This window comes from Actinomycetota bacterium, from assembly GCA_035759705.1.
In the GTDB taxonomy this organism is placed as follows: domain Bacteria; phylum Actinomycetota; class CADDZG01; order JAHWKV01; family JAHWKV01; genus JAJCYE01.
This window is the reverse complement of record DASTUJ010000193.1, coordinates 15,908-32,952: the sequence shown is the minus strand read 5'-3', so window position 1 is coordinate 32,952 and position 17,045 is coordinate 15,908. Positions and strand designations below refer to the sequence as shown.

The following is a 17,045-nucleotide window of genomic DNA, read 5'->3' as shown; positions in this document are numbered from 1 at the left end:
TTTTTAGGCAGGAGTCCCCCAACCGAGGTCGGACTCGATGATCGTGTGGCTGGCGGAGGCGGCCGCCCGGGCGAGCGCAGCTTCGAGCTCGCCGGTCCCCGAGGTGACCGCCACCGACAGGCCGGTCTCGTTCGCCGCCCGGGCGAGCGCCGACTCCTTGTCCGCATCGGACCGGTCGGTGAACACCACGAACACCAGGCTGGCAGGCTCCTCCACGCCCTCCAGCTCCTGCAGGTGCGGGATCAGCTCGTCCTCCTCGCAGAAGGTCACCGTGGTCCCGGAGGCGCCGCCTGCGTCGGCGGCAGCTTCGGCCACCGGGTAGTCGGGGTTCGTCGGGGCCAGCCAGGTGCCGGCCTCGGCCACCTCGAAGAACGGGTGGAACCAGGCCGCCGACCCCGGGTGCCGGTGGAGGATCGAGGTGTCGTCGGGCAGGGCGCGGCGGATGCCCTCCAGTGCCGCCAGCTGGTCGGGGCCACCCGTTGCCGCCCGGCTCCGGGCCGCGTCGCGCAGCTCTTTCGCCCGGGCCGGGCCGGTTCGGTCGGGCTCTTCGATCGAGGTCCGGTCGGCAACTCCCTGCAACGGGTTGGGCGCCTCGAGGGCGGTGAGGATGCCCGAAAGCACCGCTTTGGCGTCCCCGACGATGCCCAGTCGCAGCGGGTACCTGCGTCCGATCTGCCCGGGGTCGCTGTCGATCTGGATCATCTGGGCGGGCAGGTTGAGATCGGGGTCACCGGGCCCGGCGTCGAAGGTCGTGCCGACGGCGAGGACCGTGTCGGCCGACTCCAGCGCGGCCCGGGCCTCCGCGGTCCCGAACAGCGCCCCGGCGGACAGCTCGTGGCGGTCGGAGATCGTGCCCTTGCCGTTCCAGGTGGTCACCACCGGGGTGTCGAGCTTTTCGGCGATCGACGCCAGCTCGTCGAAGGCCCCGGCTTCTGCGACCCCGCCGCCGGCCAGGATCACCGGGCGCGCCGAAAGCCTCAGCAGAAAGGCAGCCGATGTGAGTTCGGTGGGATCGGGTTGTTCGCTCAAGCTGTTTGGAGGGTGGGGTGGGACGGCCTAACCCCCGGGGAAGAGCTCCAGGATCACCGCGTCACGCATCCAGGCGTCGATGGTGTCCGCCGCACTGCCCCTTACCGACTGGCGCTTTGCCACCAAAAGCTGCGCGACCTCCCGGAACTCGTCGCCGTCGGCGGCCGTGATCGGGCGCACCCTGGCGTCGAAGTCCACCATGGTGGCGTCCCGGCCCTTCCAGCGGGTTTGGACGTGCGCCTTCTTGACCTGACCGGCGAACGGAATCCGCTGCTCGGGCTCTCCCGACAGGATGAACAGCCGCTTGTCCTTGGTGTAGAGGAACCAGCAGGGGACCGGCTTGCCGCCCGGGTCGGTGTCGACGGAGAGCCACAGGATGTCGGAGCGCTTGAGGCCCTCCTCGATCTTGGCCAGGTCCGGCGTAGCCTTGTAGTCGATCGCCTGGTCTTCCCAGCGAACCGACTCGTCGGCCACGAACCCGAACTGCGAGAGCTCGAGGTCGACCGCCCGCAGGCCGTAGAACGAGGTGTAGTTGAAGAACTCGTCGACCGCCTCGAAGGGGTCGTCGAAATCCTCGTAGCGGATGATCTCCTCGTCGGCGACCACGCCTTCCTCCACCCGAGCCGCGGTGATGGACCGGGAGGTCTCCAGCGCCTGGGCCGAGGAGAACTTGTCGTCCGGGCGCTCGGCGCCGGTGCCGCGAGACTTGTGCGGCTTTTTGCGGAAGACGAGGACGAAGCTGGGCTGATCGGGGGAGATGTAGCCCTCGGACCAGAAGCTGCCGTCCTTGAGAGACGCCTTCAGGACCAGAGTGGGCCGTTGGTAGGTGAGGCGGAAGCCGGTCCAGTGGGCGCGAAACGTGCGGGTTACGCCCTGGGCCAGCGAGATCTCGACGGTTCCTGCAGAGCCCACGCCGCTGGGGATGTCGTATTCGGCGATACGATTGGCGAGCTGGGCCTTGATTTCCTGAATGGTGACTTTCTTGGTCTTAAGCATGACCGCATTATATGGACAGTTCAGGAGGCTCGTTGGTCGCTACCGCCCCACCCCGCAGAGGGTCGCTGTTTCTGCTCACTCTGATCGCCCTCGGGGTGCTCGCGCTCGCCTTCCCGGCGGCTACCCAGGCCGCCCCGGCCGAGCAGTCGAACGTCGCCGACTACGTAGAGGTCAGCGGGGCGCTCGACTCCTCCGCCGCCAGCTTCCTCCTGCGGCACATCACCGCCTCGCAGGAGGCCGGTTCGGCACTGGTGATTCTTCGGGTCGACACCCCGGGCGCGCTCGATGCGTCGATGGGCCCGGTGCTCCACGCGATGTCCGAGTCGACCGTGCCGGTCCTGGTGTGGGTTGCCCCCGGCGACGCCGAGGCCGGCTCCTCCGGCTCCCTGCTGGCGCTCGCCGGGCATCTGACCGTGATGTCGCCCGGCGCCACCGTCGGACCCGCCTACCCGTTGGACCTCCGGGACTACCGGGGGGAGGACACCGGTGACGACGGCACCGCCGCCGAGGCCATCCAGCAGGTGGCCGCCGACGGCAACAAGCAGCTCAGCCCCCAGGCGGTCGACCGGCTGGTCTCCGACGCACTGACCGCCGAAGAAGCGGTGGACCTGGGCGTGGCCGACGGCATCGAGCCGACCGTACAGGAGCTGCTGCAGTCCATCCGGGGCGTGGAGGTTCCCCTCCTCGACGGCTCAGCCACGATCCCGGACGAACCGCTCACCCTCCGCTTCGTGAAGATGGGCGTGCTCGAGCGGCTCGCCCACAGCGCGATGCGCCCGGAGTACGCCTACCTTCTCCTGCTGATCGGCTTTTTCGGACTGATCTTCGAGCTCTACAACCCCGGCCTCGGCGCCGGAGGGGTGGCCGGGACCATCGCCCTCGGGTTCAGCTTCTACGCCTTCACGGCCCTGCCGGTTTCGTGGATCGCGGTGGCGCTGCTGGTCCTGGCGATCTGGTTGCTGACCTGGGACCTCAGCCGGGGGACCCTGGCCATCCTTTCGATCCTGGGTGTGATCTCACTGATCGCGGGGACCTTCCTGCTCTACGGCGGGTCGCACCCTGCGATCCGGTTGAGCTGGTGGGCGGCGATCGGCGGCATCGTGATGACCGTGCTGTTCTTCGTCTCGGTCATGACCTCGGCAATCCGGGCCCGGACGGCCAAGCCACTCCCCGGATCCGACGGGATCCTGGAGGCGGTCGGCGTCGCCCGCACCGACATTGCACCGGACGGCCAGGTCATGGCCCGGGGCACCCTGTGGAGGGCCCGCACGCTGGGAGCGGCCATAGGGCAGGGGACCGCGGTGAAGGTGAAGGGCATCTCCGGCCTGATGCTGATGGTCGAGCCGACGAACGAAGCGCCGGCCCAGTCGGACGTCGACACGCCGGTGGAGATCGAGGAAGACGCCTAAGCCTTCGGGCCCAGCTTTCTGACGTCGCCCTGGCGGGTGGTGAAGCCGGTCCGGTCCAGGAACTCCAGGAACGGCACCGCGAACTTGCGGGTGGTCCCCACCAGGTCCCGGAACTCGGCCACGGTGAACGGCCCGGCCTCGGCGATCCGTGCCCGCAGCGACTCCTTGACCCGGTCGACCCACTCCGTTGGGTAGACGAAGTCCGGGCTGACCTGCACCAGGTCCCCGGAACGCACCAGCGCCCGCACCATGTCGGCGCCATACCCCTGGGACAGCGAGGCAACGGTCGGGGGAGAGGCGCCGGCCTCGTTCAGCTCCCGGAGGATCTGATCCCGCTCGGGCGCCAGGATCATCGGCTTGAAGTCCGGCGTGCGCACGACCGTGCCGTCGGCCGCCACCAGCTTCCGGCGGTCCAGCTCGTCCACCAGCTCGTCGACGAACCGGTGGTCGAGGCGCAGCGCAGCTCGCAGGGTCGTCAGCGGCAGGCCCGGATCGAGCGAGTGGGAAGCCTGGTACGCCCGGACGTGGGAGATCGCCTGGGCCGCAATCCGGTCGAACGCCTCCGGCGACACCGCGAAGTTGGGCAGGGTGAGGATCTGCAGGTCCTGGGCGGCCTGGGGTGTCACCCCGGTCCTCACGAATATCTCGTCCAGCGGCAGGAAGCCCGACTCCTCGAGCAGCACGAGGACGTAGTCGTGCCGGCTGCCGGCCAGCATGCGGGCCCGGGCGGCGGTGACTGCGGCGTCCCCCCGGAACTTGCCCGGGTGAGCCTCCAGCACCACTCCGCCGCCGACGGTCTGCTGCCGGCCGGAGTCACGGATGATGAACCGGTCGGAGAAGTCCAGGACCGTCGGCTTCGCCAGCCGGATCGCGGCCAGCCCGGCCTCCCCGTTTTGTCCCGGCGCCTGGAGAAAGCGAAGGGTAGCGTCGATCTCCACCGACCCGACGTGAAACTTGTACGCCCCCCGCTCCTGGGGAGTGTGGTCCAGGTGGGGGAGGAAGCTGAGCGACGCCAGCAGCTTGTCGGTGGTCCGCCAGGCCCCCAGCGGCCCGAGGCTGTGGCCGCGCCCCAGCGCCTTGGCGTCGGCCCCGACCAGGTTCAGCGCGGTCCGGTTTCCCGGCCCCAGGCGAGTCCACTGCGTCCGGTGCGACTGGATCGTGCGCACCCGGGCCCGGGTGTCGCCCGGCAGGACCTCCACCGGCTGGTCGACCTCCAAAAAGCCCCCGCTCAGAGTCCCGGTGACCACGGTCCCGGACCCTTTGATCGTGAACACCCGGTCGATCCACAGCCGCGCCCTTCCGAGGTCGGCCGGCTCCGGGGTCGTCGCCAGCAGGTGGTCGACGGCGGCGACCAGCTCGCCGAGCCCCTCGCCGGTGGTCGCAGAGACCCCCAGGATCGGCGACCCGGCCAGGCTGGTGCCCTCGATCTTCGAAGCGACCGAGTCGCGCACCGCCGCCAGCGTCTCCTCGTCGACGGTGTCGGTTTTGGTGATCACGACGATCGCCGCCGAGATCCCCAGCGTGTGGAGGATGTCGAGGTGCTCCTGCGACTGCGGCTTCCACCCCTCGTTGGCGGCGACCACGAACAGGTTGAGGTTGATCGCCCCGGCGCCGGCCAGCATGTTCTTGATGAACCGCTCGTGGCCGGGGACGTCGACAATGCCGACCTCCCGTCCCGCCGGGGTGGTGAACCACGCAAACCCGAGGTCGATGGTCAGGCCACGGCGCTTCTCCTCCTCCAGCCGGTCGGGGTCGATCCCGGTCAGGGCGTTTACGAGGGTGCTTTTTCCGTGGTCGACGTGCCCGGCGGTGCCGATTACGGGCACTAAGTTCCCTTCAAGGCGCTGCTTAGGGCGGAGGCGACCACCCGGTCGTCCGGCGGGTCGACCGTTCTCAGATCCACCACCAACCCGCCGTCCTCGATCCGGGCCACGACGTGGGGGTCGTGCGCCAGGAGGGCTTCGGCCAGGGCCTGGGCGCCGCCGTTCTCCGGCTCGACCCGAAGCAGGGCGGTGGGGATCCGGCTGGCGGGGGCCGAGCCGCCGCCGGTGGTGGAGAACCCGCTTACGACCTCGACTCGGGCCCGGTTTTCGGGCAGCCCGGCGGCCAGGGCCTTAGCCCGCACGCCGATCTCCTCCGCGCCGGCAAGAGCCATCCGCCAGAAGGGGATGCGGGCGACCTCGCCCGACAGGTACGCCATCAGGGTCGCGTCCAGGGCGGCCAGCGTGGTCTTGTCGGTGCGGAACGCCCGCAGGAGGGGGCTCTTGCGGAGTTTGGCGAGCGCGTCGGACCTGCCTACCAGGATTCCGGCCTGGGGGCCGCCGAGAAGCTTGTCGCCGGAGAACGTGACTATGTCGGCGCCGTCATCCACCGCATCGTTCACCGAGGGCTCCCTGGAGAGCCAGGAGGGGACCCCGCCCGGCAGGTGGCGGGAGAGCAGGCCGCTGCCCACATCGTGGACGAGGGGGATGTCCCGAGAGTGCGCCAGCTCGGACAGCTCCCGCCCGGACACGGTCTTGGTGAAGCCGGTGACCTCGTAGTTGGAGGGGTGAACCTTGAGGATGACCCCGGTCTCCGGCGTGATTGCGTTGACGTAGTCCTTCAGGTGGGTCCGGTTGGTGGTTCCCACCTCCCGCATGACCGCACCGGACTCCGCCATGATCTCGGGAATCCGGAACTCGCCGCCGATCTCGATCAACTCTCCGCGGGAGATGATTGCCTCCTTGCCCCGGGACAGTCCGGAGAGCGCCAGAAGCACCGCTGCAGCGTTGTTGTTTACCACCAGGGCGGACTCGGCGCCGGTCAGGGACGCCAGCATCTCGGCGGAGTGCTCGTAGCGGGTGCCCCGTTTCCCCGTCTCCAGGTTGAACTCGAGGTTGGAGTAGCCGGAAGCCACGTCGCGGACGGCGTCGAGCGCTCCACCCGCCAGGGGCGCACGCCCCAGGTTGGTGTGCAGGAGGACCCCTGTGGCGTTGACCAGGGGCCTCAGCCGCCGGCGGCCCTGGGCGTCCAGCCGTCCGGTCGCCGAAGCGACCAGCTCGTCGAAAGAGGGGGCGGCCTCCCCGGAAAGGATGGATTCGGCGGCTGCCGCGATCGACGCTCGGGCGGCGGCTACCCTCAGCGATGGAGGGACCGACCGGGGAAGGGCGCCGCTCAGCCGGTCGACCTGGGGCAGGTTGCGCAACTCCAGAGCCCTATCCCCAGCCGTCGTCTTCGCCATTCGACAATTCTAGCGACGCCACGAAGATGGGTCGGTGTGTTGTTCCGGGAATGACAAAGGGCTCCCGGGGGGGACGGGAGCCCTTTGAAACCTAGCCGTCAAATGCTGCTACAGAGCACCTCCGCTGAAAGCGTCGATGATCGAGATGACGGCCGGACCTATGACGATGATCATCAGTGCCGGGAAGATCGTCAGCAGCAGCGGGAACAGCAGCTTCACGGGAAGCTTCGCCGCCGACTCACGTGCCCTCTGCCGCCGCACGAGCCGCATCTCTGAGGCGTGCGTCTGCAGAACATCCGATACCGGGCTGCCGATGGTGTCCGCCTGGATCAGAGCCATGGCGAAGGTCGAGAGCTCACCGATCTCGGTCCTCTCCCGCAGCTTCTGAAGGGCCTGACGCCGGCTGGAACCGAGCTGGATCTCCTGGAGGAGGCGCTGAAGCTCCTCACCCAGAGGACCGGGCAGCTTGCGGGCCACGAGCTCGATGGAGCCCTCGAGGCCCATTCCGGCCTGCACCGCGATTGCCATCAGGTCGATGGTCTCCGGAAGCATCCGGCGAATGTCGTTCTGACGGGCCTCGCCTTTGCGTGCAATCCAGAGGTCCGGGAGGAAGAACCCGAAGGTTCCGCCCATGATCGCCCACAACACCACGGGACCGAAGCTGGCTCCCAGGGCTGCCATCGCCAGCGGAATCACGGTTGCGCCCACTGCCACTGCAGCAGCCTTGATGGCGAGGAGTCCCTCGACACCACCGGGGCCGAGGCCCGCGAGCTGTGCGTGACGGCGCATCCGCTTCATCTGCCAGGTAGGCGTGACGATGCGTCCCACCTTCCGGAAGCTGCCCCATGCGGGACCGAGGAGGCGCTCGGAGAACGGACGATCGATCTCCTCGTCGTATCCGGGGCCTTCGCTGAGCAGCACCTCACTAGCGGAGGTGGCCACCCGGCGACCGGACAGAGTCTGGCCAACCCCAACAGCGGCTAGCCCGAGTCCCCCGGCGACTGCCGCGACACTCATTGCCAACAACAGGGTTTCCATCTCACACCTCCACTTGGACTAGTTTTTTCATCCACAACGATCCGAGGATCATTCCGACTACTGCGCCGCCCATCATCAACTTGCCGATGGTGGTCGTGAGCATGGGCTCCAGGTACGTGGGCTGAATGAAGAACAGGAACAACCCGATTCCGACCGGCAGGGCGATAAGCACCTTGCCGGAGATCCGTGCCTCAGCCGACAGGGCCCGAACCTCGCCACGAACTTCGAGGCGTGCCCGCATGAACTCGGCCAGGATCCTCAGGGTGTCGGCGAGCTTGCCACCGGTCTGGTGCTGGATGCGGATGGCTTCCACCGTCCACGAGATGTCCTTGGACCCGATTCGTTCGGCCATTGCCTCGAGCGACTCGAGGAGCGGCCGGCCGACCCTGGTTTCAACGATGACCCTGCTGAGCTCGGTGGCCAGGGGGGCGTCGCCCTCCTCGGCCGCCAGCTCGAGAGCCAGCAGAAGCGAAGAACCGGAGTCGAGCGAACCCGCCAGCAGCTGAAGCACTGCCGGAAGCTGGCCCTCGAGTGCTATCAGGCGCTTGCGAGCCTTGCTTCTCAGGTACATCAGGCCCAACAGCGGGGTTGCCAGGGCGAGCAGCAGGCCCAGGACCACCGAGTTGGCGAGCGTCGCAAACAGCAGGCCCACGACTGCGGCCGTTATTGCCACGATCGCTACGAACTCACCGGCCTTCAAATTCGAGCCGGCCTGGGTGAGGCGGCCCCGCAGGCTGACTGCGGTGGCCGTCTTGCCCATTGCACGCTCGGCGTAGGCTCCTGCCTTCTCCATGAGGTCGGACAGAGCTTCCGGCGACTTGGTCGGCTGCTCCAGCTCGATCTCGAGAAGCTGGCGGAGCTCCTCCCTCCGGCCGGAGCTGCGCTGGCTGATGCCGAAAACGACCATCAGCAGCCCGGCTCCGACGAAAATTGCTGCCAGAAACGTCACGATTACCCCCTCCTAACGGTGCCGGTCACTGCACGAAGCGACCCGGGAGCTGCCGCTGCTTCGTTGTCGGTGGGCCGGAAGAGCTTGGGCGGCACGTTGACGCCGGCTTCCTGCAGCTTCTCGACAACCTTCGGGCGAAGACCGGTGGGACGCAGGCGGCCGGTGGAACGGGCCGACTGGGTTCCGCCTTCGGCGAAGTTGAAGCGGTAGATGTCCTGAAGGGTGATGATGTCGCCCTCCATCCCCTGGACCTCGGAGATGTGGGTAACCCTGCGGCTGCCGTCTCCGAAGCGGTCGATGTGGATGATGATGTCGACTGCCGACGCCACCTGGCTGCGGATAGCCCTGAGCGGCAGGTCGTAACCGGCCATCAGGACCATGGTCTCCATACGGGCCAGACCATCGCGAGGCGAGTTGCAGTGGATGGTGGTCAACGAGCCTTCGTGACCGGTGTTCATCGCCTGCAGCATGTCCAGGGCTTCTCCGCCTCGGACCTCACCGACGACGATGCGGTCCGGCCGCATACGCAGAGCGTTGCGGACCAGGTCACGGATGGTGATCTGGCCGGCGCCCTCGATGTTGGCCGGCCGGGCCTCGAGCGTGATCACGTGAGGCTGGTGCAGCCGGATTTCGGCTGCGTCCTCGATGGTCACGATGCGGTCCGACTCCGGAACGAACTCCGTCAACACGTTCAGCATGGTGGTCTTACCGGTGCCGGTTCCTCCGGACACCAGGATGTTCAGCTTGCCGCGAACGCAGGCCTCGAGGAACATGGCTGCGTCCAGCGTGATGGACCCGAAGTTGATCAGGTCCTTCATGCCGTACGGCTCGGCTGGGAATCGCCGGATCGTAAGCACCGGTGAGTGGACGGCAACCGGAGGCAGGATCGCGTTGACACGGGATCCATCGGGAAGGCGGGCGTCGACCATCGGCGAGGACTCGTCGATGCGGCGACCCACAGTCGCCACGATCTTCTCGATGATCTGGCGCAGGTGCGCCTCGTCGGTGAAGACCGTGTTGACGTGCTCCAGCTTTCCGTTGCGCTCCACGTAGATGTCGTCGTAGGCGTTGCACATGATTTCAGTGAGGGTTGGGTCCGCCAGAAGCTCCTCGAGCGGGCCGTAGCCCAGCAGGTCCGCGGCCACCTCGGCGGCGAACTTCGCCCGCTGGGTGAGGGAGACCGAAACACCGGCCTTCTCGAGGGCTGCATCCAGGTTCTCCATGACCGTTGCCTTCAGCTCTTCAGGCTTGGTCTTCTGGTACAGCTTGGGGCCCAGCTCCTCCAGGAGCGCGTCGCGCACCCGGCGCTTCATCTGTCCCCAGTTCTCGGTACCCGCCGCAGCAGCCGTACGCCGCCTGCCGCCCTTGGTGCCCGAGCGCGTTGCTTCTACTTCAATAAGCTCAACCCGGTCCGACAGTTTCATTTGGCCTTTCCTTTCAATAACCTAGAGAACCATCCGCGCCGGGGGGCAGCTGCGGGTGCCATCCAGGGAACTTGCTTCCCCGGAAGTGGCGCAACAAGCTTCACCGCACCTTCAAACAGCTTGCGGCTGATGTCAGCGTTGGGGTCGGCTACCAGGACGGGCATCCCCATGTTGATGGACCAGGACACCTGCTTGGCATACGGAAGAACCGCGGAGAAGCCCTGGGGGTAGAGCGGCTCCACTTCCTTCAGATCGATTCCGGTTCCGGACTCGGCCTTGTTGACGACCAGCGATACCTGATCGGCAGGAAGGTTCAACTTCTTAAGGGTTTCAAGGAAAACCCTCAGATTCTTAAGTGACGGGAGGTCCATCGTCGCCATGATCACGAGCGACTGGGACTGGTCGAAAGCGGCCAGGCAGGTCTCGTTGATCGAAGGCGGGGTGTCCACCACGATGTAGTCGAACTGGGTACGGGCGGCCTCCAGAACTGCGGTGGTCTCCCGGGGCCCGACCTTGTCGCCGGCGATCGGGTCACGCGGCGCACAAAGCACCTTGTAGCCCGCGCCGTGGTCCACGACGTAGTCGCTGAGCGCTGCGGCGATGTCCTCCTCCTGTACGAGCTCGGAGATCGTCCGCTTCGGGCGAAGGTGCAAGGAAATCGCAACCTCGCCGAACTGCAGGTCCAGGTCCACGAGCAGTACCCTGCCGCCGGTTGCCTTCGCCAGGTAAGCAGCGAAGTTGGTGGCGTAGAAGGTCTTGCCGCAGCCTCCCGATGCCGATGCCACCGTGAAGACCCGTGCCAGCTTGGTGTTGCGGGCGGCGGGCCTGGCGACAAACGGCGCCGGCTTGAACTCCTCGACCGGCTCGGGCTCAAGCGTCTGCTCGAGGAAAGAGGGTTCCTGGATGACTATCCGTTCCTCAACCACGAGGTGTTCCTGGCGCAGCTCCTCGGCGGTCTGAAGAGCTCGCATCATCTTGCTCCGCAGACGTGCCTTGGTGGTACCGGCCGGGATGATGTCACTCGTCCCGCATGCAGCAGTTTGAGCCGAGGTCACCGGCTTGGTGCCCTCGGAGAGGACGATGACGATCTTCGGGTCGTTCCGGTGGATCTCGGCCAGGCGCTTGAGGCCTGCACCGGTCACCTCTTCCGGAGCTACCACGATGACGTCCGGCTCCTCCTGCTCCACCACGTCGATCACCTGGGTGGAACGGCTCAACCGGAGAATCTCCGGCGCCGGGTCCAGGTCGACCGTTGCACGGGCGAGGTCGTTGGAGAAGTCGCCGACACGGTCGAGCACCAGAACCCTGGGAACCCGATCGCCGTCTACCGACTCGTCCTCATCCTCGGAGTCCCAGTCGTCGTCCTGGATCCCCTCGGCCCAGGCACCCTGGGCGGAACGTCCGTTGCTCTTGTTTTCGTTGACGGGCTCGTGAACCGGCGCCGTGCGGGCGGCCGGATCCGACAGCTGGCTGTCGAGAGCGACCGAAAGCGCGGACTGGTGCGAGCTTCCCGAGTTGGAGCGCGGCGTGGGCCTCTCCTCGACATAGTCGATCTCGGTCCGAGCGTTCCCGTTGGCGCTTTGCGGCGCCTCCGGGTTGTAGCCGGAACGAGGCGGCTGGATCGTGGAGTGACCGTTGCGGTTGACGGCAGGAGCCGCCGGGGCCGGTGCAGGTGCCTGCCACCGGGCCTTCACAGGCTGTCCGGCGCCGCTTTGTGCGACGGGAGCCTGCTCCGGAGCCCAGTTGGGCCTGCCGGCCCGTCCCGGTCGGGAGTAGCTGTTAGCTTCCTGAGGAGCGGTTGCTCCGGTGGAGGCCCAAACGTCTGCCTTAGATGCTTTGCGGGCGCTCGAGGCAAGAGGGTTGGCCATGTTGCCGAACTCCGTGGGCTGAATCCTGTTCCGCGCCACGGGGCTCTCGGCAACCGGCCGACCACTGCCCGGAGCCTCGGCCGGAGCCGGGGGCAGATGCCCCCGGTCCTTCCGATGACTGCCCAGCCTGAAGCCACCCATTTTATGAGCCCTCCTGGTCAGGTCGGTTTCCGAGTTATGAGTCATGTCAGACCAGTGCGGTCTTGAACGTCCGGCCGGCGGAGGTCACGGGTGCGTCGCCCGGGTGGACGAGACCCAGGTGCAGGGATCCGTTTTCCTTGGCGAAGATCAGCTTCTCGGCCTCGTCCGGAGACAGAGACAGGGTAAGCAGGACCTCGTTGCCCTGGTTGGCTGTTGCGGCGTCTGCTGCCTCGGCCGTCGGAGCCTGCATCGGCTGGTTCGCGAGCACCTTGATGTTGCTGAGCAACAGCTTGGTGACGTTGGCGTCGGCGGGGTTGCCGGCCGTGGGCAGGCCCTTGTAGCTGACGTAGACGTTGGCGTCCGCGCCGGGCTGGATGTAACGGGCAACTGCCTGCGGGACGGTCAGGTTGACTGTCACTGCGTTCTTGCCGGCCGGGATGTCCAGGCCGCCGGAGCTCGAAGTGTTGAACTGCGACGTGGTGACGATCTCACCCTTGGCGATGCCTCGGATGGCTGCCTTACCGTTCAGCTGGCTGGTGGTTGCCACGGCGGTTGCCGGGCGAACGTCGGCCGGAACATCCTTCTTCTTCAGTGCGCCCACCATGTCTTCCCAGCGGGTTCCTGCAGGAATGTCGTTGGTTGCAACGTAAGCGGTGCCCGCTGCTCCCGAAACTCCAGCGCCGGCGCGAACTCGACCGGCGTATGTGAAGACAAGAACCATCCCCAGAAGGGCCACAACGATTCCTGCCACCACGACTCCACTTGACCTCTTGTTCATCCTTTTTCTCCTATTCCTCGCGTCCCCGAGCGGAGACAGTTACCGTTGTCGAGCTCGGTAGGAACGCACCCCCACCGAAGAAAAGTTCCTTTACTCCATTGGCGATCTCCGCCAATGGTCCGTACGACATTTCGTAGTCGACCTCCACCGTGATGAGCTCACCCGGGACTGCAAGGGTCGGGTTCGGTGTCACGTCGACCGTGCTGGCAAGAACCTTGCCGTTTGACGAGTTGCTTACGAACGTCTTCACCTCCGACGGAAGGGGCCTGCGGCCCACGGATCCGTCGGATCGCACTACCGGGTTGATGTCGGCACGGCTGGCGTAGCGAACGCCGTGTGCGACGGCCCGCTGGAGAACCATGTAGTCGTAGCCGAACTTGATGAACGGGGCTACGAAGGCCATGAGCGCCAGCAGGATCGGGAGGATGATGGCGAACTCCAGTGCGGCAGCGCCATCGTCCCGGCGCAGAATTCGACGCATCTTCACTCCTTTCTCGATTGTGCGGTGGCCGTCATTTCGAGCGTGGTATCGATTTCGTCGCCCCCGCCGAAGAACGCCTGCTTCATTGCATTGGCGGCGCCGCCGGCTGGGTTCGGAAAGTCGCAGTTCAGGGTCAGGGTGATCGGAGCGTTGGTACCTCCGGAAGCCATGACCGGTGTGCAGGCTGTAGTGCTGAAGAACGGAGTCGAAGCGGCTGCCTTGGCCAGCACCTGAGCCGTGGTGGGGTACACGGTCCCCGAGACCGGGATTGCTGCGTACCGCACTGCGACGTTGGTTGCGTAGCCAAGGGACAGCTGGGCTGCGAACATCAACAGCAGGTAGATCAGGCCGAACACCAGGAAGAACAGCAGCGGTGAGATAAGAGCGAACTCCACTGCCTCGGCGCCCCGCTCCTCCTTCCGGAGCTCGGTGAAACGCTTGAACTTGGCTCTCATCGTGGTCTCCATCACTTCACCAGGGTGGCCGTGAACAGTCCACGAGCCGCCGCTGCGTCGGTAATCAGGTCGGGGTTGGAGATGTTGCCGTCCTCCAGGTTGTGCGCCGCCACCATCGCCACATCGAGCGCCGGTATCGGCAGCGTCTGAAGCGTGGAACTCAGGCCCAACAGGCTCGTAACCGGGCCCAGCAAGCCGGACAGTGTGGTCGGAGTCGCTCCCTGGCGGATCACCAGGAAGGCTTCCCCGGCCAGAGCGTTGGTGGCCGTTCCGGATTCACCCGCAATCCGGTTGACCGCATCGGTCGCGCCCTCGATCAGGTCCCTGCCGGTGTAGGTGCCGCTTGCCGGCGGGGAATAGATGTCGCTGATGTCCTGGTAGATGCTCGAGGTCGGAGCCAGAAGGTTCTGGCACGAGCTGAGTCCAAACCTGGTCATCAGGCCGTTGAGCTGCGTGTTGGCGGCGGTAAGGGCGTTGAGCACCTGGGGCTTCGTGGTGTTCAAGGCGGTGTTCAGGTCGGTGTTGAGCAGGCCGGGCGTGGCCGGGAGCACGACGGCGTTCTTGAGGCGCCGCTGGGCGGTGGCCGTAACTTTCATCTGCACGCCGTCGCCGCCGGTGACCAGCCCGACGATGGGCGGCTTCACCTTGTCGGTGACGGTAACGGTCATCTCGGGGGTCAGAAGAGCCGGCGCCAGGGCCTCAAGGTTCTTCACCGAATCCAGAGTCCCGGTCAGCGTTGTGATCGTGCCGGTGACGGTATTGGTCAAACTTGTGACGTTCAAGCCGAGCGGCGCAAGCAAGAGGCCGATCAGTGGGTTGCTCAACAGGCCGGCCAAGCTGCCCTGCAGCTGGGAGATGACGCCGTTGATGGAGGTGGTCAGCCCGTTGACACAGGTGGACAGGGGCGTGGTCAGCGAGTTGAGGGAGGGGTTGACGCGTGCGTCGGACCACGGGCTGCTCGAGCAGTAGCTGCTGGGCAGGCCTGACGCCGTAACGCCGAAAGAGTTCACGAACTTCGCCGAGTCGGCGGCCAGGCCGCTGGTGCCGTAGGCACATGCGACGGCCCGGGGGTCCGGAACGTTGTTCAATCCTTTGAGTGGCACGTCCAGGCCCACGTCGTCGGTGAGGTCGTAGACGGTGTTGAGGGGAAGGCTGCTCAGAGCCACACCGGGCCTGAGCAGGGGCATGCCGGCGGCTCCTGCAAGGGCTGCCTGGTCGGCCGCCTTCTGCATTTCGCGCTGGCTTCCGTAAAGAGTGAAGAGCATGACGCCGCCCGCAGTAAGAGTCAGGAGGACAGACATGACTAAGGCGACGATAACGAGGACGGCTCCTCGTTCGTCGCGTGCGTGAGCTTGCAAGTTTTCAACCCCCTTTTCTTGCTACGAGCTGGTGAAAGTGCGTTTTCGTGGTGCGTCGGTCGTACTGAGGTCTAGATGCCAGAACCCGGCGAACCCGAAGTGCGTTTCGGGGTCTGACCGGGTTCCGGCGAAGCTGCTAGAAGGGTTACGGAGCGACGGGGGCTGCGGGAACGTCCGCCAGCTCGGTGCCTACGAACTCGAAGAGGTCGGTCAGCTCTTCGCCCAGAACGATGACTGCGGCGATGATGGCGATTGCGATCAGGCCGACGAGCAGGCCGTACTCAACTGCAGCGGCGCCGTCTTCGGAGTTCCTGAGCTCTGCGATGCGGTACTGAAGCCAAAGGTGCATTGCAACCATGGGGTCACTTCCTTTCCTGTCGGTGTTGCGTTTAGGTTTCGAGAACTTCCCTGTGCTTCAAAACTTCGGTGTGTCGCTGTTGTTCTTCCGGTCTGTGCTCCGGGCTTGCTGTTCTTGCGACGCCCTAGTTATCGGCAGCTTTAGTAAGGGCTTTAACGATTTTCAGAAAAAATTTGTACCGGCCCGAATCGACCTGGTTTGGAAGGCTCCAAAGGGGGTACCGCGCGGCCGCACGCCTGCGGGCGAGGCCTTAAGGGGAGAAGGGCCAATAGACTGGCCCTGAGGACCACAAAACCCAGGAGGCCTAATGGCTAAGCACGCGACGTTTGTCACCAACAAAGGCAACATCAAAGTGGAGCTCCTACCGGAGCACGCACCGGAGACGGTCGAGAACTTCATCGGCCTTGCGACCGGAACCAAGGAGTGGACGCACCCGAGGACCGGCGAGCGCCACACCGGCGACTCCCTGTACGCCGGAACCATCTTTCACCGGGTGATCCCGAACTTCATGATCCAGGGCGGCGACCCGCTGGGCACCGGCACCGGAGGCCCCGGTTACAAGTTCGCCGACGAGGTCAGCGGCGGGCCCTCCTTCGACGGACCCGGCTGGCTGGCCATGGCCAACTCCGGCCCCGGAACCAACGGCAGCCAGTTCTTCATCACCACGGCAAACACCTCGTGGCTGACCGGCAAACACACGATCTTCGGCAAGGTCGTAGAGGGCCAGGACGTCGCCGACGCGATCTCACTCGTTGCCACCCGCTCGGGCGACCGTCCCTTCGAGGACATCGTCCTGGAGGAAGTTCAGATCACCGACGAGTAGGTAGTACCAGCTTCTCCAGCTTCACCAACAGCTCCTCGGTCCCCGCGGCCACCGTCATGGGACCCGAGGTCCGGGCCACTCCGCCGGCATCGTTCACCAGGGCGATGCCGGCGCTGACGTCCCAGTGCTGGACGCCCTCCTCGTAGAAGCCGTCCAGCCGCCCGCACGCCACCCACGCCAGGTCCAGCGCGCAAGAGCCGACCCGGCGGATGTCCCTGACGATCGGAAGAAGGTTGGCGACCGTCGCGGCCTGGCGGGCCCTGGTCTCGGCCGAGTAGGCGAACCCCGTGCCTATCAGCGAGTCTGAAAGATCGGTCTTGCGGCTCGGCGTGAGCAGTGCCGGGTCGTAGAAGGTTTCGCCCCGGCTCGGGTCGTGGACCACCCCCAGGCGCTCGGCCCCCTCGACTCCGATCGACACACACCAGTGCGGGAACCCGTAGGTGTAGTTGACGGTCCCGTCCAGGGGGTCTACCACCCACCGGATGCCGCTGGTGCCGGTGTTGGCCGAGCCCTCCTCGGCGACGATCGCGTCGTCCGGGCGGAGGCGGCGCAGCTTGTCGACAATGTGGCGTTCGGCGGCCCGGTCGGCTTCGGTGACCAGATCGGTGGGGGTGGACTTGGCCGTGGTCACGCCGCCCGTGCCCATACGCAGAAGAATCTCGCCGGCTTCGGTGGCCAGCTCGACGGCAAGCGCCCTCAGCTCGTCCTTTAAGGACAC

Annotated in this window: 16 protein-coding genes; 2 read left to right on the top strand and 14 right to left on the bottom strand. The window is 66.2% G+C overall.

The genetic code is table 11. The features are described from left to right. Window positions 1-3 precede the first annotated feature (3 nt). Window positions 4-1,029, bottom strand: coding sequence for a hypothetical protein (locus tag VFV09_13555; GenBank protein HEU4868737.1), 1,026 nt, complete (start codon window positions 1,027-1,029; stop codon window positions 4-6). A gap of 27 nt (window positions 1,030-1,056) precedes the next feature. Further along, on the bottom strand, window positions 1,057-2,025 hold the full coding sequence (locus VFV09_13550) for a hypothetical protein (GenBank protein ID HEU4868736.1): 969 nt from the start codon (window positions 2,023-2,025) through the stop codon (window positions 1,057-1,059). 32 nt (window positions 2,026-2,057) lie between these two features. Between VFV09_13550 and VFV09_13545 the strand changes: the two genes are divergently transcribed. After that, the gene (locus tag VFV09_13545; protein ID HEU4868735.1) at window positions 2,058-3,434 is read left to right on the top strand and encodes an NfeD family protein; all 1,377 of its coding nucleotides are present in this window, start codon (window positions 2,058-2,060) and stop codon (window positions 3,432-3,434) included. Here the strand turns inward: VFV09_13545 and selB are convergent. The 11 genes from selB to VFV09_13490 all read right to left on the bottom strand — a co-directional run bounded on the left by selB (window position 3,431) and on the right by VFV09_13490 (window position 15,495). Continuing rightward, window positions 3,431-5,260 carry a selenocysteine-specific translation elongation factor gene (selB, locus tag VFV09_13540; GenBank protein ID HEU4868734.1) on the bottom strand — a complete coding sequence of 610 codons (1,830 nt, stop codon included), beginning with the start codon at window positions 5,258-5,260 and terminating at the stop codon, window positions 3,431-3,433. The two genes, VFV09_13545 and selB, sit on opposite strands and share 4 nt — an antisense overlap. Beyond that, a complete protein-coding gene (gene selA / locus VFV09_13535; protein HEU4868733.1) occupies window positions 5,260-6,654 on the bottom strand; it encodes an L-seryl-tRNA(Sec) selenium transferase in 1,395 nt (464 codons plus the stop codon). Before selA ends, selB begins: the two co-directional genes overlap by 1 nt. Window positions 6,655-6,762: 108 nt before the next feature. Beyond that, window positions 6,763-7,596 carry a type II secretion system F family protein gene (locus tag VFV09_13530; GenBank protein HEU4868732.1) on the bottom strand — a complete coding sequence of 278 codons (834 nt, stop codon included), beginning with the start codon at window positions 7,594-7,596 and terminating at the stop codon, window positions 6,763-6,765. 97 nt (window positions 7,597-7,693) lie between these two features. After that, window positions 7,694-8,641 (bottom strand): type II secretion system F family protein, encoded by a 948-nt coding sequence (locus VFV09_13525; GenBank protein ID HEU4868731.1) that lies wholly within the window; start codon window positions 8,639-8,641, stop codon window positions 7,694-7,696. Window positions 8,642-8,643: 2 nt separating this feature from the next. Then, window positions 8,644-10,065: a CpaF family protein gene (locus tag VFV09_13520; protein ID HEU4868730.1), complete on the bottom strand. Its 1,422-nt coding sequence runs from the start codon at window positions 10,063-10,065 to the stop codon at window positions 8,644-8,646. Further along, window positions 10,062-12,074, bottom strand: a complete 2,013-nt coding sequence (locus VFV09_13515; protein HEU4868729.1) for an AAA family ATPase — start codon at window positions 12,072-12,074, stop codon at window positions 10,062-10,064. The genes VFV09_13520 and VFV09_13515 overlap by 4 nt, the downstream gene beginning before the upstream one ends. A gap of 46 nt (window positions 12,075-12,120) precedes the next feature. Then, window positions 12,121-12,852, bottom strand: coding sequence for a Flp pilus assembly protein CpaB (cpaB, locus tag VFV09_13510; GenBank protein ID HEU4868728.1), 732 nt, complete (start codon window positions 12,850-12,852; stop codon window positions 12,121-12,123). A gap of 10 nt (window positions 12,853-12,862) precedes the next feature. After that, a complete protein-coding gene (locus VFV09_13505) occupies window positions 12,863-13,333 on the bottom strand; it encodes a TadE/TadG family type IV pilus assembly protein (protein HEU4868727.1) in 471 nt (156 codons plus the stop codon). A 2-nt stretch (window positions 13,334-13,335) separates the two neighbouring features. Continuing rightward, on the bottom strand, window positions 13,336-13,788 hold the full coding sequence (locus VFV09_13500; protein ID HEU4868726.1) for a TadE/TadG family type IV pilus assembly protein: 453 nt from the start codon (window positions 13,786-13,788) through the stop codon (window positions 13,336-13,338). Window positions 13,789-13,799: 11 nt separating this feature from the next. Next, the gene (locus tag VFV09_13495) at window positions 13,800-15,089 is read right to left on the bottom strand and encodes a hypothetical protein (protein ID HEU4868725.1); all 1,290 of its coding nucleotides are present in this window, start codon (window positions 15,087-15,089) and stop codon (window positions 13,800-13,802) included. 202 nt (window positions 15,090-15,291) lie between these two features. Next, complete coding sequence (locus VFV09_13490) at window positions 15,292-15,495, bottom strand: Flp family type IVb pilin (GenBank protein HEU4868724.1); 204 nt, start codon at window positions 15,493-15,495, stop codon at window positions 15,292-15,294. Between the two features lie 316 nt (window positions 15,496-15,811). On the opposite strand from VFV09_13490, the gene VFV09_13485 reads away from it, so the two are divergent. Further along, on the top strand, window positions 15,812-16,327 hold the full coding sequence (locus VFV09_13485) for a peptidylprolyl isomerase (GenBank protein ID HEU4868723.1): 516 nt from the start codon (window positions 15,812-15,814) through the stop codon (window positions 16,325-16,327). Here VFV09_13485 and VFV09_13480 read toward each other — a convergent pair. Continuing rightward, window positions 16,314-17,045: an inositol monophosphatase family protein gene (locus VFV09_13480; GenBank protein HEU4868722.1), complete on the bottom strand. Its 732-nt coding sequence runs from the start codon at window positions 17,043-17,045 to the stop codon at window positions 16,314-16,316. The two genes, VFV09_13485 and VFV09_13480, sit on opposite strands and share 14 nt — an antisense overlap.

What these genes read in the sequence shown, in the direction of transcription:
- VFV09_13550 (HEU4868736.1), bottom strand. Translation starts at nt 2,025, where the DNA reads ATGCTTAAGACCAAGAAAGTCACCATTCAGGAAATCAAGGCCCAGCTC.
- selA (HEU4868733.1), bottom strand. Translation starts at nt 6,654, where the DNA reads ATGGCGAAGACGACGGCTGGGGATAGGGCTCTGGAGTTGCGCAACCTG.
- VFV09_13520 (HEU4868730.1), bottom strand. Translation starts at nt 10,065, where the DNA reads ATGAAACTGTCGGACCGGGTTGAGCTTATTGAAGTAGAAGCAACGCGC.
- VFV09_13515 (HEU4868729.1), bottom strand. Translation starts at nt 12,074, where the DNA reads ATGGGTGGCTTCAGGCTGGGCAGTCATCGGAAGGACCGGGGGCATCTG.
- cpaB (HEU4868728.1), bottom strand. Translation starts at nt 12,852, where the DNA reads ATGAACAAGAGGTCAAGTGGAGTCGTGGTGGCAGGAATCGTTGTGGCC.
- VFV09_13505 (HEU4868727.1), bottom strand. Translation starts at nt 13,333, where the DNA reads ATGCGTCGAATTCTGCGCCGGGACGATGGCGCTGCCGCACTGGAGTTC.
- VFV09_13500 (HEU4868726.1), bottom strand. Translation starts at nt 13,788, where the DNA reads ATGAGAGCCAAGTTCAAGCGTTTCACCGAGCTCCGGAAGGAGGAGCGG.
- VFV09_13495 (HEU4868725.1), bottom strand. Translation starts at nt 15,089, where the DNA reads ATGTCTGTCCTCCTGACTCTTACTGCGGGCGGCGTCATGCTCTTCACT.
- VFV09_13490 (HEU4868724.1), bottom strand. Translation starts at nt 15,495, where the DNA reads ATGCACCTTTGGCTTCAGTACCGCATCGCAGAGCTCAGGAACTCCGAA.
- VFV09_13485 (HEU4868723.1), top strand. Translation starts at nt 15,812, where the DNA reads ATGGCTAAGCACGCGACGTTTGTCACCAACAAAGGCAACATCAAAGTG.